General features: G+C 63.6%; 26 protein-coding genes. 13 read left to right on the top strand and 13 right to left on the bottom strand.

Annotated elements, in window-relative coordinates:
- Positions 1–88: 88 nt before the first annotated feature.
- The 8 genes from AC1D0Z_RS01560 to AC1D0Z_RS01525 all read left to right on the top strand — a co-directional run bounded on the left by AC1D0Z_RS01560 (position 89) and on the right by AC1D0Z_RS01525 (position 7,750).
- Entirely contained in the window at positions 89–1,693 is a 1,605-nt protein-coding gene (locus AC1D0Z_RS01560) for an ABC transporter substrate-binding protein (RefSeq protein ID WP_477656498.1), read from the top strand.
- A gap of 122 nt (positions 1,694–1,815) precedes the next feature.
- Positions 1,816–2,802, top strand: a complete 987-nt coding sequence (locus AC1D0Z_RS01555; protein ID WP_477656497.1) for an ABC transporter permease — start codon at positions 1,816–1,818, stop codon at positions 2,800–2,802.
- Entirely contained in the window at positions 2,799–3,713 is a 915-nt protein-coding gene (gene nikC, locus AC1D0Z_RS01550; RefSeq protein ID WP_477656486.1) for a nickel transporter permease, read from the top strand. The genes AC1D0Z_RS01555 and nikC overlap by 4 nt, the downstream gene beginning before the upstream one ends.
- Complete coding sequence (locus AC1D0Z_RS01545) at positions 3,710–4,558, top strand: ABC transporter ATP-binding protein (protein ID WP_477656485.1); 849 nt, start codon at positions 3,710–3,712, stop codon at positions 4,556–4,558. Before nikC ends, AC1D0Z_RS01545 begins: the two co-directional genes overlap by 4 nt.
- A gap of 23 nt (positions 4,559–4,581) precedes the next feature.
- On the top strand, positions 4,582–5,331 hold the full coding sequence (locus tag AC1D0Z_RS01540) for an ABC transporter ATP-binding protein (protein WP_477656496.1): 750 nt from the start codon (positions 4,582–4,584) through the stop codon (positions 5,329–5,331).
- 29 nt (positions 5,332–5,360) lie between these two features.
- The gene (locus tag AC1D0Z_RS01535) at positions 5,361–6,332 is read left to right on the top strand and encodes a dipeptidase (RefSeq protein ID WP_477656484.1); all 972 of its coding nucleotides are present in this window, start codon (positions 5,361–5,363) and stop codon (positions 6,330–6,332) included.
- 32 nt (positions 6,333–6,364) lie between these two features.
- Positions 6,365–6,811 (top strand): acyl-CoA thioesterase, encoded by a 447-nt coding sequence (locus AC1D0Z_RS01530; RefSeq protein WP_477656483.1) that lies wholly within the window; start codon positions 6,365–6,367, stop codon positions 6,809–6,811.
- 18 nt (positions 6,812–6,829) lie between these two features.
- Complete coding sequence (locus AC1D0Z_RS01525; RefSeq protein ID WP_477656482.1) at positions 6,830–7,750, top strand: EamA family transporter; 921 nt, start codon at positions 6,830–6,832, stop codon at positions 7,748–7,750.
- Here AC1D0Z_RS01525 and AC1D0Z_RS01520 read toward each other — a convergent pair.
- On the bottom strand, positions 7,725–8,660 hold the full coding sequence (locus AC1D0Z_RS01520) for a LysR family transcriptional regulator (RefSeq protein WP_477656481.1): 936 nt from the start codon (positions 8,658–8,660) through the stop codon (positions 7,725–7,727). The two genes, AC1D0Z_RS01525 and AC1D0Z_RS01520, sit on opposite strands and share 26 nt — an antisense overlap.
- A gap of 99 nt (positions 8,661–8,759) precedes the next feature.
- On the opposite strand from AC1D0Z_RS01520, the gene AC1D0Z_RS01515 reads away from it, so the two are divergent.
- Together AC1D0Z_RS01515 and AC1D0Z_RS01510 are read left to right on the top strand one after the other, a co-directional pair.
- Entirely contained in the window at positions 8,760–9,404 is a 645-nt protein-coding gene (locus AC1D0Z_RS01515) for an NAD(P)-dependent oxidoreductase (protein ID WP_477656480.1), read from the top strand.
- A 160-nt stretch (positions 9,405–9,564) separates the two neighbouring features.
- Complete coding sequence (locus tag AC1D0Z_RS01510) at positions 9,565–9,864, top strand: hypothetical protein (RefSeq protein ID WP_477656479.1); 300 nt, start codon at positions 9,565–9,567, stop codon at positions 9,862–9,864.
- 78 nt (positions 9,865–9,942) lie between these two features.
- Here AC1D0Z_RS01510 and AC1D0Z_RS01505 read toward each other — a convergent pair whose 3' ends face one another.
- Entirely contained in the window at positions 9,943–10,773 is an 831-nt protein-coding gene (locus AC1D0Z_RS01505) for a YecA/YgfB family protein (RefSeq protein WP_477656478.1), read from the bottom strand.
- Between the two features lie 118 nt (positions 10,774–10,891).
- Here AC1D0Z_RS01505 and AC1D0Z_RS01500 point away from each other — a divergent pair, with 118 nt between their 5' ends.
- Positions 10,892–12,673 (top strand): FMN-binding glutamate synthase family protein, encoded by a 1,782-nt coding sequence (locus AC1D0Z_RS01500; RefSeq protein ID WP_477656477.1) that lies wholly within the window; start codon positions 10,892–10,894, stop codon positions 12,671–12,673.
- Positions 12,674–12,717: 44 nt separating this feature from the next.
- Here the strand turns inward: AC1D0Z_RS01500 and AC1D0Z_RS01495 are convergent, their stop codons facing one another.
- The 8 genes from AC1D0Z_RS01495 to argS form a co-directional block, all read right to left on the bottom strand.
- Positions 12,718–13,137: a putative toxin-antitoxin system toxin component, PIN family gene (locus AC1D0Z_RS01495; protein WP_477656476.1), complete on the bottom strand. Its 420-nt coding sequence runs from the start codon at positions 13,135–13,137 to the stop codon at positions 12,718–12,720.
- On the bottom strand, positions 13,134–14,555 hold the full coding sequence (locus tag AC1D0Z_RS01490) for a THUMP domain-containing class I SAM-dependent RNA methyltransferase (RefSeq protein WP_477656475.1): 1,422 nt from the start codon (positions 14,553–14,555) through the stop codon (positions 13,134–13,136). Before AC1D0Z_RS01490 ends, AC1D0Z_RS01495 begins: the two co-directional genes overlap by 4 nt.
- A 41-nt stretch (positions 14,556–14,596) precedes the next feature.
- Complete coding sequence (locus AC1D0Z_RS01485) at positions 14,597–16,132, bottom strand: RNA polymerase factor sigma-54 (RefSeq protein ID WP_477656474.1); 1,536 nt, start codon at positions 16,130–16,132, stop codon at positions 14,597–14,599.
- Positions 16,133–16,268: 136 nt separating this feature from the next.
- On the bottom strand, positions 16,269–17,060 hold the full coding sequence (lptB, locus tag AC1D0Z_RS01480) for an LPS export ABC transporter ATP-binding protein (RefSeq protein WP_477656473.1): 792 nt from the start codon (positions 17,058–17,060) through the stop codon (positions 16,269–16,271).
- A gap of 14 nt (positions 17,061–17,074) precedes the next feature.
- Complete coding sequence (lptA, locus tag AC1D0Z_RS01475) at positions 17,075–17,701, bottom strand: lipopolysaccharide transport periplasmic protein LptA (RefSeq protein WP_477656472.1); 627 nt, start codon at positions 17,699–17,701, stop codon at positions 17,075–17,077.
- 171 nt (positions 17,702–17,872) lie between these two features.
- Positions 17,873–18,535 (bottom strand): thiol:disulfide interchange protein DsbA/DsbL, encoded by a 663-nt coding sequence (locus AC1D0Z_RS01470; protein ID WP_477656471.1) that lies wholly within the window; start codon positions 18,533–18,535, stop codon positions 17,873–17,875.
- 82 nt (positions 18,536–18,617) lie between these two features.
- Positions 18,618–19,247 (bottom strand): SPOR domain-containing protein, encoded by a 630-nt coding sequence (locus AC1D0Z_RS01465; protein ID WP_477656470.1) that lies wholly within the window; start codon positions 19,245–19,247, stop codon positions 18,618–18,620.
- 62 nt (positions 19,248–19,309) lie between these two features.
- Positions 19,310–20,995: an arginine--tRNA ligase gene (argS, locus tag AC1D0Z_RS01460; RefSeq protein WP_477656469.1), complete on the bottom strand. Its 1,686-nt coding sequence runs from the start codon at positions 20,993–20,995 to the stop codon at positions 19,310–19,312.
- A 135-nt stretch (positions 20,996–21,130) separates the two neighbouring features.
- On the opposite strand from argS, the gene AC1D0Z_RS01455 reads away from it, so the two are divergent.
- Positions 21,131–21,427: a PsiF family protein gene (locus tag AC1D0Z_RS01455; RefSeq protein ID WP_477656468.1), complete on the top strand. Its 297-nt coding sequence runs from the start codon at positions 21,131–21,133 to the stop codon at positions 21,425–21,427.
- Between the two features lie 145 nt (positions 21,428–21,572).
- Here the strand turns inward: AC1D0Z_RS01455 and AC1D0Z_RS01450 are convergent, their stop codons facing one another.
- Positions 21,573–22,493: an HTH-type transcriptional regulator ArgP gene (locus tag AC1D0Z_RS01450; protein ID WP_477656467.1), complete on the bottom strand. Its 921-nt coding sequence runs from the start codon at positions 22,491–22,493 to the stop codon at positions 21,573–21,575.
- A 100-nt stretch (positions 22,494–22,593) separates the two neighbouring features.
- Here AC1D0Z_RS01450 and AC1D0Z_RS01445 point away from each other — a divergent pair, with 100 nt between their 5' ends.
- Positions 22,594–23,232, top strand: a complete 639-nt coding sequence (locus AC1D0Z_RS01445; RefSeq protein ID WP_477656466.1) for a LysE/ArgO family amino acid transporter — start codon at positions 22,594–22,596, stop codon at positions 23,230–23,232.
- Positions 23,233–23,257: 25 nt separating this feature from the next.
- Here the strand turns inward: AC1D0Z_RS01445 and AC1D0Z_RS01440 are convergent, their stop codons facing one another.
- Positions 23,258–23,707: a DUF2214 family protein gene (locus tag AC1D0Z_RS01440; protein WP_477656465.1), complete on the bottom strand. Its 450-nt coding sequence runs from the start codon at positions 23,705–23,707 to the stop codon at positions 23,258–23,260.
- Between the two features lie 21 nt (positions 23,708–23,728).
- Positions 23,729–24,670, bottom strand: a complete 942-nt coding sequence (locus tag AC1D0Z_RS01435) for a LysR family transcriptional regulator (RefSeq protein ID WP_477656464.1) — start codon at positions 24,668–24,670, stop codon at positions 23,729–23,731.
- Between the last annotated feature and the right edge of the window lie 104 nt (positions 24,671–24,774).

Below are 24,774 nucleotides of genomic sequence, written 5' to 3'. Positions count from 1 at the left end.
CCTGATGACCCGGGGTGCTACCGCCACAAGCGTTTAGTTGCCATGTTTTGTTTTGACTGCCCAACCGAAGGAAATCATCTTGAACCCCATGCTTCCCCTCCTCAGCCGCCGCGTTCTTTGCGCCACCGCCGCAGCCGCCATGCTGGCCTGCAGCGGCGGTGCTGCGCTGGCCGCCACGCCCAAAGACACACTGGTGCTGGCCTTCGGTTTCGACGACATCATCACCATGGACCCGGCCGAGGCCTTTGAGCTGTCCGCCGGCGAAATCATGGGCAACACCTATGACCGCCTGCTGCGCCTGGACATCAACGATCCCTCCAAGCTGGTGGGCGATGTGGCCAAGTCCTGGACTGTCTCGGCCGATGGCAAGACCTACACCTTTGAGATCAAGCCCGGCCTCAAATTCGCGTCGGGCAACCCGCTGACAGCCGAAGAAGTGGCCTATTCGCTGCAGCGCGCCGTGATGCTCGACAAATCCCCGGCTTTCATCCTGACCCAGTTCGGGTTTTCCAAGGCCAACGTGAAGGACAAGATCAAGGCCACCAGCCCGACCGTGCTGACCATGGAGACCGACAAGGCCTATGCACCCACCTTCGTCTTCAACTGCCTGACGGCCAACGTGGCCGGCATTGTCGACATGAAGCTGGTTCAGTCCAAAGAGGTTAACGGCGATTGGGGTTATGCCTGGCTCAAGACCAACTACGCCGGCTCCGGCCCGCTCAAGCTGCGCGAATGGCGCGCCAATGAAATCGTGGCGCTGGAGCGCAACGACAATTACTACGGCACCAAGCCTAAACTGGCGCGGGTGATTTACCGCCACGTGAAGGAATCGGCCACGCAGCGCCTGTTGCTGGAAAAAGGCGACATCGACATTGCCCGCAACCTGAGCCCGCAGGATATCGCGGCGCTCTCGGCCAACAAGGACGTGAAGATGACCTCCACGCCCAAGGGCACGGTCTACTACATCAGCCTGAACCAGAAGAACGCGAACCTCGCCAAGCCCGAGGTGCGCGAGGCCATGAAATACCTGATCGACTACGACGCCATCGGCGACACGCTGGTCAAAAACATCGGCGTGATCAACCAGAACTTCCTGCCGCAGGGCCTGCTGGGCGCCAGCAAAGACAAGCCCTACAAACTTGATGTGGCCAAGGCCAAACAGCTGCTGGCCAAGGCCGGCCTGCCCAACGGCTTCAAAGTCACCATCGACATGCGCACGATCCAGCCGGTGCAGGGCATTACCGAGGCCTTCCAGCAGACGGCCAAGCAGGCCGGCATCGACGTCGAGATCATTCCCGGCGACGGCAAGCAGACGCTGACGAAGTACCGTGCCCGCACCCACGACATGTACATCGGCCAGTGGGGCGCCGACTACTGGGACCCGCATTCAAACGCCGACACCTTCACGCGCAACCCCGACAATGCCGACGACGCCAAAGCCAAGCCGCTGGCCTGGCGCAATGCCTGGGCGATCCCGGAATTGACCAAGCAGTCTGACGCCGCGGTGCTGGAGCGCGACGCCGGCAAGCGCAAGAAGATGTATGAAGATTTGCAGGCCGAGTTCCGAAAGACCAGCCCGTTTGTCATGCTGTACCAGCAGACCGAGGTGGCCGCTTTCCGGAGCAACGTAGACGGCCTGAAGCTGGGCCCTACCTTCGACACCAACTACATGTTCAACGCCTCCAAGCGCTGATAGCTCCACCGACATTGGCCATCCCCGACCCCACAGCCGCCGGCGTGGCACCGCTCAGTGCGGTGACCCCGCGCACGGCGGGCCAGCGCCTCACGCCGCACGCCAAAAGCTTTGGCAATTTCCTGGTGGTGATCCTGCTCACCTACCTGGGACTGCTCGCGGTCACGTTTTTTATCGGCCGTGTGATCCCGATCGACCCGGTGCTGGCCATCGTGGGCGACCGCGCGCCGGCGCATGTGATCGAGCGTGCGCGCCAGGAACTGGGGCTGGACAAGCCACTTTACGAGCAGTTTTATATCTACATCGCGAAGGTGCTGAAGGGCGACTTCGGCGTCTCGGTGCTGACGGCCAACCCGGTGATGACGGACATCAGGCGCGCCTTTCCGGCGACGCTGGAGCTGGCCAGCCTGGGCATACTGATAGGTGCGGGCCTGGGCGTGCCGCTGGGCGTGTGGGCGGCAGTGCGGCGCGGCAAGCTCGTGGACCAAGTGGTGCGCGTGATAGGTCTCGTCGGTTATTCGGTACCGATCTTCTGGCTGGGGCTGATGGCTCTGGTGCTGTTTTATGCGCGGCTGGGCTGGGTATCGGGGCCGGGCCGCATCGATGTGACGTATGAGTACACGATCACGCCGGTCACCGGGCTGCTGTTGCTCGACACCGCGATGGCCGGCGAGTGGGAAGCCTTTCGCAATGTGTTCTCGCACCTCATATTGCCGGCGTCATTGCTCGGCTATTTCGCGCTGGCCTACATCAGCCGCATGACGCGCTCCTTCATGCTCAATGAGCTGGCGCAGGAGTACGTGATTGCCGCACGCGCCAAGGGCCTGTCGGAGTCACGCATCATCTGGCGCCATGCACTGCGCAATGCGATGGTGCCGCTGGTCACGGTGATCGCGCTGTCGTATGCGGGCTTGCTTGAAGGCTCGGTGCTGACGGAAACTGTCTTTGCGTGGCCGGGCCTGGGCCTTTACATCACCAACTCGCTGCAGAACGCCGACATGAATGCGGTGCTGGGCGGAACGATTGTGGTGGGGTCGATTTTTGTCGGCTTGAACCTGCTGTCTGACGTCTTATACAAAGTGCTGGATCCGAGGACGCGTATCCGATGACTTCAAAGGTTGCATCTTTGCGCGACTGGCTGAGTACGGACCGGCCCGCTTCGCGCCGCCAGGCCTTCATGGGCCGCGTGTACCACGGCTGCCACGATTTTTCGCGCAACCGGCTGGCCATGCTGGGCCTCTTCATCGTGCTGGGGCTTATCGGGGTGGCAATCTTTGCCGATGTCCTGGCGCCTTATTCGGCCTACACCGGCGACCTGCGCACCACGCGCCTGCTGCCGCCTTCGTGGGCACATTGGTTCGGCACCGACGACCAGGGGCGCGACATTCTTTCGCGCATCATCATCGGCTCACGCATCACGCTGATGGTCGTGATCCTGGTGGCGGTGCTGGCCGCGCCGCTGGGCCTCATCGTCGGCACGGTGGCGGGTTATGCCGGCGGATGGGTTGATGCGGTGCTGATGCGCATCACCGATATTTTTCTCGCGTTTCCACGCCTCATCCTGGCGCTGGCGTTTGTCGCGGCGCTGGGACCCGGCATCCAGAACGCGGTGATCGCCATCGCCATCACCTCCTGGCCGCCTTACGCCCGCATGGCGCGGGCCGAGACATTGACGATACGGCAGACAGACTACATCGCTGCGGTGCGGCTGCTGGGCGCATCGCCCTGGCGGATCGTGCTTGGGCACATCATGCCGCTGTGCGTGTCGTCGGTGATTGTGCGCGTCACGCTGGACATGGCCGGCATCATCCTCACGGCTGCCGGGCTGGGCTTCCTCGGTCTGGGTGCACAGCCGCCCATGCCGGAGTGGGGCGCGATGATCGCCAACGGGCGCCTGTATGTGCTGGACCAGTGGTGGGTCGCCGCCGCGCCCGGTGCGGCGATTTTTGTCGTGAGCCTGGCCTTCAACCTGCTGGGTGACGGCCTGCGCGATGCGCTGGACCCGAAGGCCGCTAAATGACAGATTCAACGGCGCCTCTGCTTGTCGTTGACGACCTGCGCGTCAGCTTTCCGCGCCGTGACGGCGGCATGACCGAGGCGGTGCGTGGTGTGTCTTTCACCCTCGGCCGAGAGCGTCTGGGCATCGTCGGCGAATCGGGATCAGGCAAATCCCAAACCGGCCGCGCCATCATGGGGCTGACCGCACCAGAGGGCCGTATCACCGCAAAGCGCCTCGAATTTTCCGGCGTTGACTTGCTCAACTGCCCGCCCGCCCAACGCCGCGCGCTGCGCGGCGGCCGTGTCGCCATGGTGTTGCAGGACCCGAAGTTTTCGCTCAACCCGGTCATGACCATAGGCGCACAAATCGTGGAGACCTTGCAGGCCCACACCCGCGTCTCATCGGCCGAAGCCAAAAACCGCGCACTCGCCGCGCTTGAATCGGTGCGCATCGACGACCCGGCGCGTGTCTACAAGCTCTATCCGCATGAGGTGTCGGGCGGCATGGGCCAGCGCGCAATGATCGCGATGATGCTGATCGCCGACCCGGACCTGCTGATTGCCGACGAGCCGACCTCGGCGCTGGACGTGACGGTACAGCTGCAGGTGTTGTCCATCCTCGACACCCTGGTGGCCGAACGCGGCATGGGCCTGATCCTCGTGTCGCACGACCTGCGGCTGGTATCAACCTTCTGCGACCGCATCCTGGTCATGTATGCCGGCCGCGTGGTGGAAGAACTCGCTGCCGGTGGCCTGGCTAATGCGCAGCATCCCTACACGCGCGGCCTGATGGCTTGCTTGCCGCAATTGGGCGCATCGACACACCCGCTGGCCACGCTGGACCGCCAACCGGAGTGGGCGCTGTGACCGCGGCGGCTTCATCCACATCGCTGGGACTCGAAGTGGACGGCCTGCGCGTGGTGTACGACGGTTTTGTCGCGGTTGCCGATACGTCTTTTACCGTGCAACCCGGCGAGAGCTTCGGCATCGTCGGCGAATCCGGATCGGGCAAATCCACCGTGCTGCGCGCCATCTGCGGCCTGGCACCGCGCACTGCAGGCTCGGTCAAGCTGCTGGGCCAGGACAGCGCGCCCGGCAGCAAGTCCTTCAGGCGGCAGGTGCAGATGGTGTTCCAGGATCCGTATGGGTCATTGCACCCGCGCCACACGGTAGACCGCATCCTCGCCGAGCCGCTGGCCATTCACGGCATAGGCAACGCCGAGGTGCGCATTGAACGTGCACTGGAAGAGGTCGGCCTGGGCGTTGGCTTCCGGTTTCGCTATCCGCACCAGCTGTCGGGCGGACAGCGCCAGCGCATTGCGATTGCGCGGGCTTTGATCCTCGAGCCGCAGATCCTGCTCCTTGACGAACCCACTTCAGCACTGGACGCTTCTGTGCAGGCGGAGGTGCTCAACCTTCTCGAAGAGTTGCGCCGCCGGCGCGGCCTCACCTTCGTGATGGTCAGCCACGACCTGGCCGTCGTCACCCATCTGTGCGAGCGGTTGATGGTGATGCAGCGCGGCCAGACAGTGGAGATGCTGCCTTCGGCGGACCTGGCGGCGCACAAGGTCACCAACGCTTACACACTTCAGCTGATGCGGGCCTCCAGTGGTTTCCGGCGTACGGCTGAAGTGGTTTAATTTTCTTCTAGCCACACACACCTCGCACCATGATCCGCTGGGAATCCCATGCCTGCCTGCCGCTGCACCCGGCGGCCGATTTTTCGTCCATGGACGAGCTGCGCGCGGCAGGCGTCAACTATGTGTCCATCAATGTCGGCATGGACATGAACCCGGTGGCGCAAATCATGGCGGTGATCGCTGCCTTCCGCGCCAAGATTTCTGCGAACCCGGACCGCTACCGGCTGGTGTCCAGCGTAGCCGAAATCCGCGAGGCCGCCGCGGCAGGTCAGCTCGCCATCGGCTTCGACCTGGAAGGCGCGATGCCGCTGCTGGAGCAGCCGGAGATGGTTGCCCTCTACCGCGACCTCGGCGTACGGCAAATCCACTTTGCCTACAACCGCAACAACAGCGTGGCCGACGGTTGCCATGATGAGGCGCGCGGCCTGACGCCGCTGGGCGTGCGCATGGTGCAGGCCGTCAATGAGGCAGGCCTCTTGATGGATTGCTCACACACCGGCCGCCGCTGCAGCCTGGACATCATGGCCGCCTCGGCCAAGCCGGTGATCTTCAGCCACGCCAACCCGCTGGCGCTGGTAGAGCACGGGCGCAACATCACCGATGAGCAGATTCGCGCCTGCGCGGCGACGGGCGGCGTGGTGTGCGTCTCGGGTGTTTCCGCCTTCCTGGGCACGCGCACGCCGACGGCCGACGACATGGCGCGCCACGTGGCTTATGTGGCCGGCCTGGTCGGCGCGCAGCACGTGGGCATAGGCCTGGACATCAGCTTCCGCCAGGACGAACTTAACGACAACCCGCCCGGCGACTACGATCCTGGTTACTGGTGGCCGAAGTCCGCCGGCTACAACCGCGCCGTGCAGCGCATGACCTACACGCCGGTTGAAACCTGGCAACTGCTGCCCGAGGCGCTGCGCGAGGTGGGCCTGGGCACAGCCGAGATCGAAGGCGTGATGGGTGACAATATGATGCGCATTGCCGGCAAGGTCTGGCAGAACGCCTGAATACCCATACCCAACACCACTGGTCCACCCCCATGTCCTCCATCACCCTCCGCTTCCTGGCCGAACCCAGCACCGTCAACTTCGGCGGAAAAGTGCATGGCGGCACTGTCATGAAGTGGATCGACGAAGCCGGTTACGCCTGTGCGACCAGTTGGGCCAAACGCTACTGCGTCACGGTTTCTGTGGGCAGCATCCGCTTTCAACGCCCCATCATGATCGGCGACCTGGTCGAAGTCGAAGCCCGCCTGGCCTATACCGGCACAACCAGCATGAACATCTCGGTCGAAGTGCGCGCCGGTGACATGAAGCTCGGGCAGATGCAGGTGATCACGGAATGCCTGGTCGTGTTTGTTGCGGTGGACCTGGACGGCAAGGCCTTGCCCGCCGAGCAATGGCGGCCGGAGACGCCAGGCGACGTCGCATTGGCCCAGCGCGTCAAGGCGCACCTGGATGCGGCCCGCTCCATGCAGCTGGGCTGAGCCCGCGTCCTTGCGCCTATGCAGCCCAATGCCCTGACGGGCCGCGACCTGGCGGCCGCCCTCACGGTCGTCGTACTCTGGGGCGTTAACTTCGTTGTGATGAAATTCGCGCTGCGCGATTTCACACCTTTCCAGCTGGGCACGGCCCGTTATGTGTTTGCCGTGTTGCCGCTGGTGCTGCTGGTACGCCCGCCAAAAATCGCGTGGAAGTGGATCGTGTTTTACGGCCTCTTTCAGGGCGTGGGCCAGTTCGGCATTTTGTTTCTTGCCCTCAAGGTCGGCATGACGGCGGCGCTGGCCTCGGTACTGCAGCAAACGCAGGTGTTCTGGACGGCGCTTTTTGGTTTTGTGCTGCTGCACGAACGCGCCAGCCGGCCGCTGCAGGCGGGCCTGGTGCTCGCGGCCCTGGGCCTGGCCTGCTTTGCGCTCAACTACGTCGGCGCCAATGGCGCGGGCGCCACCACGCCACTGGGCTTTGTGCTCACACTCTGCGCGGCGGCCATGTGGGCCATGTCCAACATCGTGGCGCGGCGTGTGCAGCAGACCTACAGCGATTATTCGCCGCTGGCCTTTGTGGTCTGGAGCAGCCTGGTGGCGATACTGCCCTTTGCCGCCCTGTCCTGGGCCTTCGACCCCGAGGCGGTGCGCTGGCACTGGCTGGAAGCGCGTGCATCCAGCTGGGCCGCCGTTGCCTACCTCGGCTGGGCGGCCACCATTTTGGGCTACAGCCTGTGGACCAACCTGCTCAAGCGCCACCCCGCGAATCGCGTCGCGCCCTTCAGCCTGGGTGTCCCGGTCGTGGGCCTGGCCACCGGCATGCTGGTGCTGGGCGAGGTCGTCACGCCCTGGCAATGGGCCGGCGTCGCGTTTGTAGTGGCCGCGCTGGCTTGTGTGATGCTGGGTGGGCTGGTGTTCAGGCCGCGTTCGCAACAGGCCTGACCCCGGGCTGGCCGCCGCCAAACCAGGCCGCCAGCAACTCCAGCGTGTAGCGCACCTTGGCCGGCTGCTCGCCGCGCCGTGGCGTGACGGCGTAGACCGGAACATCCGCCATGCGCCAGCCCGGCAGTATCGGCAGCAGGCGGCCCTCGGCCAACGCCTTGCGGTCATCCTCGCTCACCCCCATGCTGATGCCCCAGCCGGCTATGGCCAGCGCATGCAGCGCCGTGACCTGGGATGCCTGAACGCGGCCTTCCAGCCGCAGGGTTTCCCGCTCGCCGGTGGGGCCCAGCAGCTCCAGCATGTCTGCACCGCTGCTGTTGGGTTTGCTGGCGAGCCAGTCGTGGCGCAGCAAATCGTGCGGCGTGGCGGGCCAGCCGCGTTCGGCCAGGTAGGCCGGCGAGGCACAAAGTTGCCGCGTCATTTCGCCCAGCTTGCGTGCCACCAGGCTGGAGTCGGCCAGCTCGCCGACGCGCACCGCGATATCCACGCGTTCGCCGATCAGGTCCACCAGCTTGTCGTCCAGCAACAGTCGCAGCGTGAGCCGGGGGTAGCCACGCAGCGGCGCCAGCGCCGCAGCCAAAAGGCTGCCAAAGCCGGCCGGCGCGGCCAGGCGCAGCTCGCCTTCGGGTTCGTCGCGCAGCCGCACCAGTGCCTGTTCCGCCGAACGCGCAGCCGCCACCATGGCGGCGCAACCGGCGTGGTAGCGCTCACCCGCTTCTGTCAGCGTCAGGCGCCGGGTTGACCGGTGCAGCAGGGCCAGGCCGAGCGACTGCTCAAGCTGCCGCAAATGCTGGCTGACGGCCGATGGCGTCATGCCCAGCTGCCGCGCAGCTGCCGTCAGGGAACCCTTGGCAACCACCTCGGCAAAAATGGCCATGCGTTTGAGTTGGTCCATGGATTTATCGCTCATTGATAAGCTGTACTTCAGAGTGTTGGCGAATTTTGCCGTCTATTCAAGCCGTTGTGAAGTCATGAAACTAGCGGCTTCTTCACCAACAGGGAAATTTTCATGAACATCGCACTGATCGGCGCCACGGGTTTTATCGGCGCACCCATTCTTTCCGAACTGCTGGGCCGCGGCCACAAAGTCACCGTGCTGGCCCGCAACCCCGGCAAGGTCGCGCCGCAGGCTGGGTTGACCGTGGTCACCGCCGACGCACTGCAGGCTGGGCAGGTGGCCAAGGCGGTGACCGGCCACGACGCCGTCATCAGCGCCTACAACCCGGGCTGGAGCGAACCGAAGATCCACGACCTGCACCTGCAGGCCAGCAAGGCCATCGTCGACGGCGTCAAGCAGGCGGGCGTCAAGCGCCTGCTCGTCGTGGGCGGCGCCGGCAGCCTGTATGTGGCGCCCGGCCTGCAACTGGTGGACACGCCGGAGTTCCCCGCGCAATACAAGCAGGGCGCGCTGGCCGCACGCGAGGCGCTCAACCAGTTGAAGCTCGAGACATCACTCGACTGGAGCTTTGTCTCGCCACCCATCGGCCTGGCACCCGGCGAACGCACGGGCAAGTACCGGCTGGGCAACGACGACCTGCTGCCCGGTCAGGGCGATCAGCCGGCGGGTATTTCGGTGGCTGACCTCGCCGTGGCCATCGTGGATGAGATCGAGAATGCGCGGCACGTACGGCGCCGGTTTACGGTTGCCAGCTGAAAACGGCTGCAGACCAATAGTGACGAGCGCAAGCAGCTATTAAAAATATAGCACTCCGTCGTGCACTGAAGCACCGCGGCGGCGCTGCCTCCGGCCGGTGGCAGGCATTTGCGGCAATGTCTGACACCGGCCGCCTGCAGCCGCCGCTAAGGTGGCGGGCATGAAAGGATCCCGCACCATCATGTCCACCTCACCCTCCAACCCCCTGTCCCGGATGCTCACTGACTACAAGGCCTGGGACGAAAGCCGCGACAGCTTCCCCGGCGAACACTGGCTGGTTTTTGGCGCCGGCGTGGCGCTGCTTCTGGCATCAAGCCGGAGCGCGTCGCCGGTCAAGCGTGCGCTGGGGTCGGCGCTGGGAAGCGCGCTGCTGTATCGTGCCGCGAGCGGGCGGGACGGGGTGGCGAAGCTGGCTGGGTATCTGCCTGCTGCGAAGGGGTTGCTGCGGATTGGACGCTAGCGTCTTCCGTTAAAGGCGCTGCCCGGGGTTGCCGGGACTGCAGGTCCCGGCAAAACACGCAGCCGGGATCAACCGCGATCAGCCCGCCCCATGGCACTTCTTGTATTTCTTCCCGCTACCGCAATAACAAAGGTCATTGCGTCCCGGCGTGGCTTCGACGCGCACCGTTTCCACTTTCGGGCCCAGGGTCTTCCACAGCTCCCGCAGGTCATACACCGCCCAGATCGCTTCGCCAAACGCGTTGAGCCTGGCAATGCTGGTGCTGGGCGTACCGTCTTCGCTCAGGGGTGACACCTCGGGTGGAGCGCTGTCGTCTTCGGTCATGGCCACGACGGCCTGCAGCGCGCCGTCGAGCCATTTGGCGGCGTCCTTGTCGCGCGGGGCCATCCATTCATCGGGCCAGCTTTCGACGGCGAACATGAAGCCCAGCGCCCAGACCTGGGCAAAGGCGGGCAGGTCTTCACCCTTGAAGGCGGCCCGTTCTTCGGGCGGCATGTCGGCCACGGCGCCGCGGATGTCCATCACTTCGGGGTGGTAGCAGCTGTCGTCTTCGAGCGAGTCGACTTCGGCGTCCAGCGCCGTTTCGACTTCCTGCCAGCGCTGGTTCCAGAGCGTGAGGAAGCGCTCGCGTTGCGCCTCGCTGGTGAACGAGCCGCCTTCGGGATCCGGCGCCTCGCCTTCAGCGGGGACGGCGAGCAGCACGGGCAGGTATTCGGCTGCCTCGATCGGCCGGCGCGAACAGATCACGGCGGCCATAAAGCCTTCGCAGAATTCCCACTGCGGCGTTTCGTCGTAGCGGGTGCGCAGGTCGTCGAGAATCCCGTCGAGCTCATCAAACGCCTCGGTTTCAAGGAAGACCTGAGCGGGCGGTGATGCTGAAGGCGACGTGGTTTTGGGGGTGGGCTTCATGAAAAACAGTTCTGAGCGTCACGTGAGGCTCTTATGATGCAAAGTGTATCTGGCGCATCGCGGCTGCATGCCTGTGTTTTGTGCCCTTTTGTGATCTCCTTTCCCCCGGAAGCCCACCATGTTTCTTCAGCGCCTGGATGCCTGGTTCCCTGTCCGTTACACCTTTATGGCCCTGTGCGGGCTTGCTGCGCTGCTGGGGCTGCTCGGCCTGATGGTTTTTGGCGTCGGGAAGCTGGCCCTGGTGTCCCTGGTGGCCGGCGTGGTGCTGGTATGTGTCGGTGTGCGCGACCTGCGGCAAACGCGCCATGCCGTGCTGCGCAACTACCCGGTCATCGGCCACATGCGTTTCCTGTTTGAGTACATCCGGCCCGAAATGCGCCAGTACTTCATCGAAAGCGACAGCGAGGCCACGCCGTTTTCACGTGCGCAGCGTTCGCTGGTGTACCAGCGCGCCAAGGGCGAACCCGACAACCGGCCCTTCGGCACGCAGCTGGACGTGGGCGCGCAGGGTTATGAATGGGTCAACCATTCGATGTCGCCGACCAAACTGCCAACCCACGACTTCCGCGTCTGGATAGGCGGCACGCCCGATCATCCTTCGCCCTCGGTAGAGCCCTGCACGCAGCCTTACCACGCCAGCGTGTTCAACATCTCGGCGCTGAGCTTCGGATCGCTTTCGGCCAATGCCATCATGGCGCTGAACAAGGGCGCCAAACTCGGCGGCTTTGCACATGACACGGGCGAGGGCTCGATCTCGCAGCACCATCGGCTGCACGGTGGCGACCTGATCTGGGAGATCGGCTCAGGCTATTTCGGTTGCCGTAACGACGACGGCACGTTCAGCGAAGAGCGCTTCGCCGCCAACGCGCGCGACCCGCAGGTCAAGCTGATCGAGCTCAAGATGAGCCAGGGCGCCAAGCCCGGCCACGGCGGCATCCTGCCTGGCCCCAAGGTGACGGCGGAAATCTCGGCGGCGCGCGGTGTGCCCCAGGGCAAGGACTGCATTTCGCCCTCCAGCCACAGCGCGTTTTCCACGCCGGTCGAGATGATGCATTTCATCGCCAAACTGCGAAAGCTGTCGGGCGGCAAGCCGACCGGCTTCAAGTTCTGCATCGGTCACCCTTGGGAGTGGTTTGCGATTGTGAAAGCCATGCTGGAGACCGGCATCACGCCGGACTTCATCGTGGTGGACGGTGCCGAGGGCGGCACGGGCGCTGCGCCCGTCGAGTTCACCGACCACGTGGGCGCACCGCTGCAGGAGGGCCTGCTGCTGGTGCACAACACGCTGATCGGCGTGAACCTGCGCAGCCGCGTTTCCATTGGCGCGGCTGGCAAAGTGGTGAGCGCTTTCGATATGGTGCGGCTGATGGCGCTGGGCGCCGACTGGTGCAATGCGGGGCGCGGTTTCATGATGGCGCTGGGCTGCATCCAGGCCCAAAGCTGCCACACCGGTAAATGCCCGACGGGCGTCACCACACAAGACCCGGTGCGCCAGCAGGCACTGGTGGTGCCCGACAAGGCCGAGCGCGTGCGCAACTTTCACCGCAGCACGCTGCATGCCTTGCAGGAGCTGGTTCAGGCTGCGGGCCTGTGCCACCCGCGCGAAGTCAATGCCCACCACATCGTGCGGCGCTTGACGGACACGGAGGTGCGGCTGCTGAGCAACCTCATCATGCAGGTGGAGCCGGGCGCACTGCTGGGCTCGCTGGAAAAGCAGAACACGGTCTTCAGCTACTACTGGCCGCTGGCCAGTGCGCACAGCTTTCGCGCCAACGGCGTGGGGCCCGGGGGGCACATGCCTGCGCAGGCCAATGGCATCCGTGTGCCGGTGACGGGTGATGCCTCGGCGGTATCGGGGGCAGTTCCCTCCGGCGCCTCCGCAGAGCGCGCTGCGGGTTAAACGCCTCTCACGGCGTTCCGGGGCCATGAACAGTTTGCTATCAATTAAATAGCTGGTTGCGCTCGTACACCCTGGGCCAGGAGCCTTTTTTTCATTGAAAGCACGTGCTGGTCCTTGCTGAGCAGCAAGGCCTTGCCGGCCACCGCCAGGTCGATGAACTTCTGGTCGTCGGGGTCGCTGCAAGTGACGCCGGCCTTGGCTGCCACCTCCGTCAGGCGTGCATGCCGGTCAAAGGCAGCGAGCACGTCACCGGCGCTTAATTCGTAAAACGCCAGGCGGGGAATGATTTGCGGATAGGCCAGCACGCGCTCAAGCTCGTCGCGCATGGCCTGCGTGGCCAGCCAGTCGAGCTCGCCGGCCTCCAGCGCTTTTTTCAGCGGCTGCGCTAGCGCGTCGTTGAAGACAAACACGTCGAGGACGATGTTGGTGTCCAGCACGACAGGCTGGCGCACTGAGGCCGTCACGCCGCCGGCTCGTTCGGTGGGTTGGGGATGGCTGCGACGGGCTTGCCGCGTGCGGAGCCCGCCACCATGTCAAAGCGGAACAGGCGGCATTCGATGGGGCCGTTCCACATCGGCACCCGGCGCGATTCCTTCAGGCGCATCTTGCCCGGCAGTTTGAGGTCGGGCGTGAGCACATGAGCGGTCCAGCCGGCGTAATTCTTCTTCCAGTGCGCGGCCAGTTGCGGGAAGAAGTCCGTCGCTTCTTCGCCCCAGGCGTTTTGCGCCTGCTCACGGCCTGGGTTGGCCGAGCGGTCGCGCGATGTTTCGAAGGCGGGTTCTTCGCGGGTATCGCCCTGACCGCCGCTGTCCCGGTTCAGCGGCTGGCCAAACTCGTCGATCGGCTGATTGCGGTGGTCCTGCTGGACGCGTTCATTTTGTTGCCGGCGCTGGTCGCGCCCCTGGACGCCCGTGATGCCCGCAACACCCGCCACATCAATACGTTCTCCGTAAGGCGGATTCACCAGCATCACGCCGGAAGGCGCGGGCGGCATGCGCTGCAGGGCGTCGCCGCCGCGGAATTCCACCGCATTGGCCACACCGGCGCGTTCTGCATTGCGTTCGGCAAAGTCGACCATGCGGAAAGATACGTCGCTGCCGAACACGGGTGCAGTGGGTTCGGTGATGGCTGCTTCGGCCTGGTCCAGCAAGCCTTCCCACACATGTCCCTGGAAGGGCAGGTATTTCTGGAACGCAAAGCGCCGGTTGATGCCGGGGGCGATGTTGCAGGCAATCTGCGCGGCTTCAATCGCGATGGTGCCCGAGCCGCAGCAAGGGTCATACAGCGCCACGCCTTGCTTGCAAAGCTGGTCCCAGCCACTGGCAGCGATCATGGCAGCGGCCAGGGTTTCCTTCAGGGGCGCGTCGCCCTTGTCTTCGCGCCAACCGCGCTTGAAGAGCGGCTCGCCCGAGGTGTCGATGTAGATGGTGACAGTGTCGGTCGTCAGGTGCACATAGATGCGTACGTCGGGCCAGCGCGTGTCGACGCTGGGCCGCACATCGTCGAACTTGGCGCGAAAGCGGTCGGCGATCGCATCCTTGATTTTGAGTGCCGCGAAGTTCAGGCTTTGCAGCGGGCTGTGCTGGGCGGTGATCTCGACCTTGAAGGTTTGTTTGGGCGTGAACCAGATTTCCCAGGCCACGTTGGCAGCGGCGTTGTAGAGGTCTTGTTCGCTGCGGTACTGGTTGTGCTGCAACTCGATCAGCACGCGCTGGGCCAGGCGGCTGTGCAGGTTGAGCTGCAGTGCGTCGCGCCACGACGCCTGCAGCTGTACGCCGGCGCGCCAGGCTTTGCCGTCGATCCCGGTGATACGTTTGACCTCGGTGGCCAGCAGGGTTTCAACGCCTGCGGCGCACGGTAAAAACAATTGGAGTTGATTCATGACTGGCTTTGAGGGGCGGGCAGCGCGGCCTGATTGGGCGGCTAGAGTGATTTGCGCAGGTTGGCGGGCGCGATGCGAAGCGCTTCGCGGTATTTGGCCACGGTGCGGCGCGCGCATTCAATGCCCTGCTCCTTGAGCATTTCGGAAATCTGATTGTCGCTGAGCGGCTTCTTGAGGCTTTCGGATGAAACGAATTGTTTGATAAGCGCGCGTACCGCCGTGCTGGAAGCATTGCCGCCGGTTTCGGTGCCGAGCGCGGAGCCGAAAAAATACTTGAGTTCGAAGGTGCCAAAAGGCGTGCCCATGTACTTGGCCGTGGTCACACGAGAGATGGTCGATTCGTGCAGCCCCAGCTCGTCGGCGATCTCGCGCAGCACCAGCGGGCGCATGGCGAGCTCGCCGTGGGTGAAGAAGTTTTTCTGCCGCTCCACGATCGCGCTGCTCACGCGCAGGATGGTGTCAAAGCGCTGCTGGATGTTCTTGATGAACCAGCGTGCCTCCTGCAGGCGCTGCTGCAGCGCCTGGCCGCCCTGGCCCTTGTGCTGCTTGAGGGCGTTGGCGTAAATATCATGAACACGCAGGCGCGGCATCACATCGCCGTTGAGCGAGACCTTGAAGCCCCGGCCTGATTTGACAACGATGACGTCGGGCACGATCAGGTTGCGCTCCACATTCACAAAGCGGCGCCCGGGCTTGGGATCGAGCCGGCCTATGACGGCAATCGCGCCCTTGATGGCGGCCTCGGGGAACCCGCACAGGTGCGACAGGCGCTTCACGTCGCGCTTGGCCAGCAACTCCATCGGCTGCTTGCACATGGCAATGGCGGCGCGGGTCTCTTCACAGTCCTTGCAATCGAGCAGTTGCAGGCACAGGCATTCGGCCAGGTTGCGCGCACCGACACCGGCCGGCTCCATGTGGTGCAGCAGCTTGAGCGCCATGGCAAAACGCTGCTCCAGCTCTTCTGCCTGCTCCATGTCATCTTTTGCAAGCCCGGCTGCCAGAGACGCCAGGCTGTCTTCAAGGTAGCCGTCGTCGTTGAGCGATTCAATAAGGAAATGCAGCGCGGCGCGGTCTTCTTCCGACAGGCGCAGGCTCAGCGACTGGCGGTGCAGGTGGTCCTGCAGCGACTCATGGCTGCCGGTCAGGTCGGAAGCCTCGGCGTCGCTCTCTTCATTGTTGTTTTTGCGTGCCGGTGCGTCACTGCCCCATTCGCTGTCATCGGGAGTGGTTTCCACGGTGCCATCGCCTTCCCAGCTTTCCTCCAGCTTGGGCTCGGCACTGACTTCTGCATCATTCGGGGCTGCAGCGCTTGTCTCATCCGCGCCGCCAGCTATTGAATCCGTAGCAGATTCAAACTCGCGGCTGTCCTGGCTCACCGGGGTGTTGATGTGTTCCAGTCCAAACTCTTCGCGTACAGCCGTCTCTTCCGACACTTCCAGAAACGGGTTCTCGTCGAGCATCTGCTCGACCTCCTGGCTCAGTTCAAGCGTCGACAGCTGCAACAGCCGGATCGACTGCTGCAGCTGGGGCGTCAGCGCAAGATGCTGCGAGACGCGGAGTGACAGCCCTTGCTTCATCTCAAAGATTTCTGACGACAGAGCTGAAAGAGTTCAAGCAGGGGCCGCGGAACCGGCTTAGCCGGGCCGCAGGCGCCGCCCCCTCGAGGGGGGAGGGAGCTACATGAAGTGAGCGACAACAGGGGGGAGCCCATCTCTACATCTTGAAATGTTCGCCGAGATAGACACGGCGCACATCGGCGTTGTTCACAATCTCGGACGGCGTGCCCTGGGCCAGCACGTGGCCGTCGCTGATGATGTAGGCGTGGTCGCAAATGCCCAGCGTTTCACGCACGTTGTGGTCGGTGATCAGTACGCCGATTCCGCGCGACTTGAGGAAGCCGATGATGCGCTGGATTTCGATCACGGCAATGGGGTCGATGCCGGCAAAAGGTTCGTCCAGCAGGATGAATCGCGGCTGGGTGGCCAGGGCGCGTGCAATCTCGACACGGCGTCGCTCGCCGCCCGAAAGCGCCGGCGCTGGTGAATTGCGCAAATGATCAACCCGCAAATCCTGCAGCAGCGCGTCAAGCCGCGACTCAATGTCTGCCCGTCCCAGCGGTTTCCCGGTTTTATCGAGTTGCAGCTCCAAAACAGCGCGCACGTTTTCTTCCACCGTGAGCTTGCGGAAAATCGATGCTTCCTGCGGCAGGTAGCTGAGCCCCAGGCGGGCGCGCAGGTGAATCGGCATGTGTTCGACCGACTCCCCGTCGATGGAGATTTCGCCCGCGTCGGCGCGCACCAGGCCCACGATCATGTAGAAGGATGTGGTCTTCCCGGCGCCGTTGGGCCCGAGGAGGCCCACAACCTCACCTTTTTGCACGGACAGGGACACGTCCTGCACCACTTTGCGGCTGCCGTAGGATTTTTGCAAACCCTGCGCTACAAGTCGGCTGGGAGTCGGGGCAAGGGCGGCGGGAGCCGCCGAAGTATCAGTCACCACATCCATCTGTGCTGGTCTTTCTATTTCTTCTCATTGCCCAGCGTCGTGCTGGGGCGCAGAACCGGGGCGGGGCCTGCTGGCGGCGTTGCAGCAGGCGCCGAAGCTGTGGCACGCGGGGACAGCATGGCGCGAACCCGTCCTGTGGGGTTGCTGGCCGTGCGGTTTTGCGCGCCCCCGTCCACGGTAAAAACGTCGGTGTTGTTGTCATAAACAATCAGGCTGCCGGTGGTTTCGTCCACCAGGGTGGCGCCGTTGTAGCGGCGCACCACGGCCCGCTTGATGAACTTCACCAGGTCGGCACGGCTGTCATATTCAATGCGTTCGCCTTCACCTTCGATGTATTCATCCACGCCGTCGCGCTTTTTCCGGTAAAACGCCAGCTTGCCGGGGGCCGCGATGGACACTGCCTGCTGGTAGCCCTCGGGATCCTGCATGACGTCAACGCGCTCGCCGCGCACGATGGTCGTGCCTTTGGTGATCACGACATTGCCGGTAAAAACGCTGGTCTGTTTCAGGTCGTCATAACGCAGGGCGTCTGCCTCCGCATTCATGGGCTTGTCCCGGTCGGCTTTTTCTGCATGGGCCGGGAAGGCCGTCCCCAGCGTCAGGAAGACCGGCAGGATGAGGGAAAAAATGCGGTGTTTCATAAGGCACGAATCTTGCTGCTTGGGGTTGGACCATTGTAGCCATGCAAGCTGCGGGAATGGCTTACCCCGGAAAAGCAGGGGGCAAAAAAGCCATAAAAAAACCCGCCGGCAACGGGCGGGTTTACAGGGGCGGGTTTTTAAAACCTGGCGTTGGCCCGGCTTTGCCCGGTTTTATTTTTTGGCGTTCCGGGACTGTCCAATCAGGTAATCGGTGACCTGAAGCGCCCGCGCCATGGTTTGCGTCATGGTGCCCGTGGTGTAGTAGCGTCCGGCAATGCCCAGCGCGGGAACACCGTCAACCTTGTAGGCATCCTGCAGTTGCGTGGCCTTGCGCGCCTTGGTTGTCACCGAGAAGGAGTTGTACAGCTCCACGAACTTGGCCTTGTTGAGGCCTTGCTTTTCGGCCCAGACGGCGACAGCATCTGCGGTGTTGAGGGGCTGTTTTTCTACATGAATCGCGTTAAACACCTTTTTATGCAGTTCCTCGACCTTGCCCATGGCTTCGAGCACGTAGTAAAGGCGTTGCTGGGGTTCAAAGTCCGGGCGGAAGGACACGGGCACGCGCCTGAGCGCGACGTCTTTTGGCAGCTGCTTGATCCAGGCTTCGAGCTGGGGCTCAAAGGCGTGGCAGTGCGGGCAGCTGTACCAGAAGAATTCCACGACTTCAATCCGGCCCGCAGGGGCCTCGGTCGCCACGGGCTTGTCCAGCGTCAGGTAATCGGTGCCCTCCTTGAAAGCCCTGGCCTGGGCTTGCGCCGTAGTAGACAGCGTGGCGCCCCCCAAAGTGGCGGCGGCCACCGAGGCGGCTGAAAGTGAAAACTCACGGCGTTGCATCAAATTTTTCTCCTGAATGACGGGAATACTCGTGTACGTTGGTACAGCGCCCGCTGAAAAAGTTCAGTCGGCGGTGAAAGTGTCAGCGCTGGACCCTGACCAGGGCGGTTTCTATCGAGTTATTGTCCAGGCGCTCCTTGGCCTTGTCCGCATCTTCCTTTTTGTCGAAAGGGCCCAGGCGCACGCGGTACACAGTGCGTCCCGCCTGCTCGCGCTCCGTTACTTTCGCCTGCATGCCCAGCAGCAGCAGCTTGGCCCGTTGCTGTTCGGCATCTTCCGGCGTGCGGAAGGCGCCGGCCTGGATGAAATAGCTGAAAGGATCGGCACCCGGACCAGAGGAAAGGCCTTCGACCTTGGCCTTTGCCAGATCGCCCAGCGGATCGGCCGGCGCCGGTTTGGCGACTTTGGCCGGCGCTGACGCGGCGGCCTTGGGTGTGGTGGCCGGATCAGGCACAGCAACGCCGGGAACTTCAACCACGGCCGGAGGCTGCGGCGGCTTGGGCTGGTTCTTGCCGGCCAGCGGCGCGTTCGGATTCCAGTCCTTGTTCTTCTTGGCCTCTGCCGCGTCGCTGTCGGGGTTACGCGCCTGGCTCTTGTTCATGAAAGGGACCGGCACCTTGGTGATGTAGACCGCCACCGCCAGCGCTGCACCCAGGCCGATCAGCGCGCCAATGATCAAACCCAGCAGGGTTCCGCCTCGTTGTGTATTCATACCTTGCCCACGTTCATTGCTTGTCCCGAAAATCCGCATGATTTTTGTCACTGTCCCACTGCTTACATCTTGCGCGGGGCGCTAACACCCAGCACTGCCAGGCCATTGTGCAACACCTGCGCTGTCGCGGCGACCAGCGCCAGGCGTGCGAGCTTGACGGCCTCGTCGTCCACCAGGATGCGCTCGGCATCGTAATAGCTGTGATAGCTGGCCGCCAGTTCACGCAGGTAAAAGGCCACGTCGTGTGGCGCAAAACCGTCAGCCGCGTTGGTCAGCATGTCCGGATATTTGGCAAGCAGCAGCATCAGCGCCTGGGCTTGCGGACTGTTGAGTGCCGAAAGATCAACCGATTTCAAACTGGCCTCGTCGCCGCCCTGGCCCGCCCAGGTGGTCAGGATGGAGCAGATGCGCGCGTGCGCGTACTGCACGTAGTACACAGGGTTTTCGTTGTTCTTTGCCAGCGCCAGGTCGATGTCGAAGATGTACTCGGTGTCGGGCTTGCGGCTGAGCAAAAAGAAACGGACGGCGTCTGCACTGGTCCACTCGATCAGGTCACGCAGGGTGACATAGCTGCCGGCGCGCTTGGAGATCTTGACCTCTTCGCCATTGCGCATCACGCGCACCATGGTGTGCAGCACGTAGTCAGGGTAACCCTGCGGGATGCCCTCGCCGGCGGCTTGCAGTCCGGCGCGCACGCGCGCAATGGTGCCGTGGTGGTCCATGCCCTGGATGTTGATGGCCTTGCCGAAGCCGCGCTCCCATTTGGCCAGGTGGTAAGCCACGTCGGGCACAAAGTAGGTATAGCTGCCGTCGCTCTTTTTCATCACGCGGTCTTTGTCGTCGCCGTAGTCTGTCGACTTCAGCCACAGCGCGCCGTCCTGCTCATAGGTTTTGCCGGCGTCTTTTAATTTCACCACGGTAGCGTCGACACGGCCCGAGCTGTAAAGGCTGGATTCCAGGTAGTAGTTGTCGAACTTCACTGAGAACGCCTTGAGGTCCAGGTCCTGCTCATGGCGCAGGTAGGCGACGGCGAACTGGCGAATGGAATCGATGTCGTTGAGGTCGCCCGAAGCGGTGTATTCGCGGTCGTCCGACCTGACCGTCTTTTTCGCCAGAAAATCAGCCGCAATATCGGCGATGTAGTCGCCGTTGTAGGCGGACTCGGGCCAGCCGGGATCACCGGGTTTGATGCCCTTGGCGCGTGCCTGTGTGCTGGTGGCCAATGTCTGGATCTGCACGCCGGCATCGTTGTAATAGAACTCGCGCCAGACCTGCGCGCCCTGCGTGGCGAACAGGTTGCAGATCGCATCACCCAGCGCGGCCTGACGGCCATGGCCGACATGCAAGGGGCCGGTCGGGTTGGCCGAGACGAACTCGACGATCATTTTGCGCGCCGGGTCGGCCGGCTGCACGCCGAACTGTGCGCCGGCGGCCAGCACTTCGCGCACGGTCTCCTGCTTGGCGGCAGGCTTGAGGCGGATATTGATGAAACCAGGGCCGGCGATCTCGACCGCATCGACCCAGCGCTCAAAGGCGGGGGCCTTGAGCAGGACGGTGCGCAGGTTCTCCGCCACCTGGCGTGGGTTGAGCTTGAGCGGCTTGGCCAGTTGCATGGCAGCCGTGCAGGCGAAATCGCCGTGGGCCGCCACCTTGGGGGATTCAAAGGCAGCTTTGTCGCCTGCGCCGGGGGAAAGTTCTTCCAGCCCCGCAGCCAGGGCCGCGAGCAGGTCTTTTTTAATCGAGAGCATGGGCTGATTTTACGGTTAAGCCATCTGCCGTCCGGGGCCCGCAGATACCCGGTCATCGAATTTGCCCGGCGCGGCGTTATGTGTTGGAATTCCAGCCGGAACTCAAACCTGTTTTCCCAACCCAATGGAGCCCCCATGAAAAAGCTGTTATCCCTGATCGCCGCCGTTTTTGCCGTCTCGATGGCCTTGTCTCCGGTGGCCCACGCCGCGGACGCTCCAGCCAAAACCGCACAGCAAACCAAGATGGGCGCCTGCAACAAGGATGCTGAAGGCAAGAAGGGCGATGAACGCAAGGCTTTCATGAAAGAGTGCCTGAGCGCCAAGAAAGAAGCGCCAACGCAGCAAACCAAAATGAAAACCTGCAACGCCGACGCCAAGGGTAAAAAAGGCGATGAGCGCAAAGCCTTCATGAAAGAGTGCTTGAGCAAGTAAGCCAGTCGGACCAAGCCAAACCAGCCCGCCATGGATGTCATGGCGGGCTTTTTTGCGCCAATATTCTCTGCCGATGCTATGAATTCAATAGCTGCTTGCGCTCATCCACAAAGCGCAGACGGCACTTTTCGCTCACAACGCACCGTCACACCTGCAGCAACTGCCCTTGTGCCGCCTGCTTGACCGCCTGCGTCAATCGCTGTGCCGCGGCGGGTTCGCGTGCCCAGTGCTGCCAGTACAGCCGCACATCGACCGCGCAACCCGGCAGCACTTCCTGCAGCGGCGGCTTGCCGGTGCGCGCGGCCAGCAACAGGTCGGGCACCATGCCCCAGCCCATGCCAAGCTCCAGCGCAAGCTCGAACGCGTCCACCGCCGGAACAAAGTGGCGCGGGTACAGCGCGTCGCGCAGTCCAAAATGCTGTTCGAGAAAAGTGTCCTGCAGCGCGTCCTTGCGGTTGAAGATCACGGCGGGACTGGCCAGCAGGCGATGGGCCAGCCGGTTCGGTGCGGCCTTGCCACCCGCCGCGGGCTCGTTCCACTGCGCCACCAGCGCAGGCGAGGCCATGCAGCGGTAACGCATCACGCCCAGCGGTTCAGCCACGCAGCCCCGCATGGCCTGCGCCAGTGTGGTGACGCAGCCCGTGACATCTCCGCTTTTCAGGGCTTCGTGGGTGTGGTCCTGATCGTCCACCACGACGTCGAGCAGCAGGCCGTGGGCGCGCAGGGCTGAGGCCACGCCGGGCAAAAACCATGTGCTGAGGGAGTCGGCGTTCACCGCCACGCTGAGGCTTTGCAGGCGCGCGGCCTTTCCCCCGCCTTGCAGCCCGGCCAGCAGATCACCTTCCATGAGGCGAACCTGCCGGGTGTGCCCGAGCAAAGCCTGGCCGGCTGGCGTGGCGCGTACCTGTTTGCCGCGTACCAGGAGCCGCTGCCCCAGCGTGTTTTCAAGGGATTTGATGCGCAGGGACACGGCAGCCAGCGTCAGGCTCAGGGCCTTGGCGGCTTCGCCGAAACTGCCGTGCTCGATCACGGCGGCCAAGGCCTCAAGTTGTCGGGCGTCCAGCATGGTGTTGAGTCGGGGTAGCTAGTATCAATTATTATTTAACTAAATCTAGTTTTAGTTAACTCTGTTTAACTATTATGAGCTCTGGCACACACTTGTGACCATGAATCCGCTCGCTACCCCTGCTTTCCTGACCGGCATGGTCCTTAGCCTTTCGCTCATCATGGCCATAGGCCCACAAAACGCCCATGTGATCCGCATGGGCCTGCTGCGCCAGCACCTCTGGCTGACGGTTGCCGTCTGCGTGCTGACTGATGTGGCGCTCATCGGCCTGGGTGTGATGGGGCTCGCACAGCTGGGCGGCCTGTCCGAGAAACTGGTGGGTGCCATGACGGGCGCGGGTGCGCTGGTGCTGGTGGTGTACGGAACGCACGCGATGCGCCGCTTTGTGCAGCCGGCGCCGCAGGCGGCCGATGGCGCCCCCTTCGTTGCCGAGGCCATACCGCGCCGCAAGGCCATCGGGCTGGCACTGGCCCTGTCGTGGCTCAACCCCCACGCCTGGCTGGACACTGCCGTGGTCATCGGTACCGCGTCGCTGGCTTATGCCCGGCCAGACAACGCCGTTTTCGGCCTGGGAGCCGTCACAGGTTCCTTGCTGTGGTTTACCGGTCTTGGCCTGGCGCTGTGGTGCGTGGGGCGCAAGCTCAACACCCCGGCCATATGGCGCGCGATGGACCTGCTGGTGGCGCTGATGATGTGGGGCACCGCCTTCTGGCTGGTGCGTGGCCTGTTTTCAGCCTGACGCCGGCTGCAGCGCGGGTGTGCGCCTAACCAAAGCCGCGGGCCAGGAAGACAGCGGCCAGCGGAATGAACGGCAGGATATGCGCCTGCACCATCACCAGCCGGCGGGCTTTTTTGACTTCCAGGGCATCGGGCAGGGCACCGCTGGCGCGCAACTCGCGGCGCCAGCGCAAAAACATCATGGTCGGCTTGATGGAAATCAGCCCAATCGCCAGGAACATGACGAGCTTCACGTACAGCAGGGGGTTATGGGCGTACCAGGCTGCGCCCTTGCTGCCCAGAAACACGCGCGCCAGGCCGGTCAGGAACACCGCGCCGGCGGAGATGCCGTAGACCATGTCGATCTTGCCCAGCCTCTCGATCACGGCGGCGTTCAGCCACTCGCTGCGGCACAGCGCCGCCTCGCTCGCCAGAAAAACCACCATGGTGAGAATCGCCAGCAGATGCGCATAGGCTAAAAGAGATTCGAGAACCATCGTCGGGATCCTTTCTTCCAGTCAGGGCTTGGTTGTGGTGGCAAACGTGGAGGCTGGCGACGAGCACCAGAACTCGGGTTGGCTGTAATGATGCTTCAAAAAATCCAGCCACAGGCGAACGCGCAGGGGCAAATGCTTGCGCTGTGGAAACACGGCGTAAATGCCGTTGGGCGGCGCGGCAAAATCTTCCAGCACCGCCACCAGCTGGCCGGCGGCGATTTCCGCCTCGACTTCCCAGGTGCTGCGCCAGGCAATGCCGTAGCCTGCCAGGCACCAGTCATGCAGGACCTGGCCGTCCGAGCAGTCGAGCGGCCCGCCGGGCTTGAGATGGACGACCTCACCCTCGACCCGGAACGCCCAGCCCCGCGTCTGTGAAGCGTCGCTGGACAGCGTCAGGCAGTCAAATTTGGCCAGCTCGCCCGGGTGCTGGGGCGTGCCGTGCCGGGCCAGGTAGGCCGGCGTGGCCACGCAGAGGCGGCGGTTGTCGGCCATACGAACGCTGACCAGCGAGGAATCCGGCATGTCGCCCACGCGCACGGCGCAGTCAAAGCCCTCGCCGGCCAGGTCAACCACCCGGTCGCTCAGGTTCAGCGAGATCGTGACATCGGCATGCACTTCGCGAAAGCGCGTCACCAGCGGCGCCACATGGCGGCGGCCAAAGCCGGCGGGCGCGGTGATGCGCAGGTGCCCGCTTGCCTTGACACCGCCGGCCGACACGCTGGCTTCGGCGTTGGCAAAATCACTCAGGAGGCGCTGGCAATCTTCAAGGAAGGCGCTGCCTTCGTGCGTCAGCGTGATGCGCCGGGTAGTGCGCACCAGCAGCTTGACACCCAGGCGGCTTTCCAGGGCATCAAGCCGGCGCCCCATGATGGCAGGCGCCACGCCTTCGGCGTTCGCGGCAGCGGTCAGGCTGCCGCGCGTCGCCACCGACACGAAGGATTCAAGCTGCTTGAGTTTGTCCATGCTGGATTATGTCCATGAACGTCCGAAATCAGACGTTTTTAGCATTGATTCCAACACTTGGCGCTTAGTACGTCCGGCGCACCTGCCCTTTAGGTGTCCTCTTG

This window comes from Polaromonas sp. P1_E3 (genome assembly GCF_056405935.1).
The sequence above is the reverse complement of the archived record's forward strand: the minus strand, read 5'-3'. Positions and strand labels throughout refer to the sequence as shown.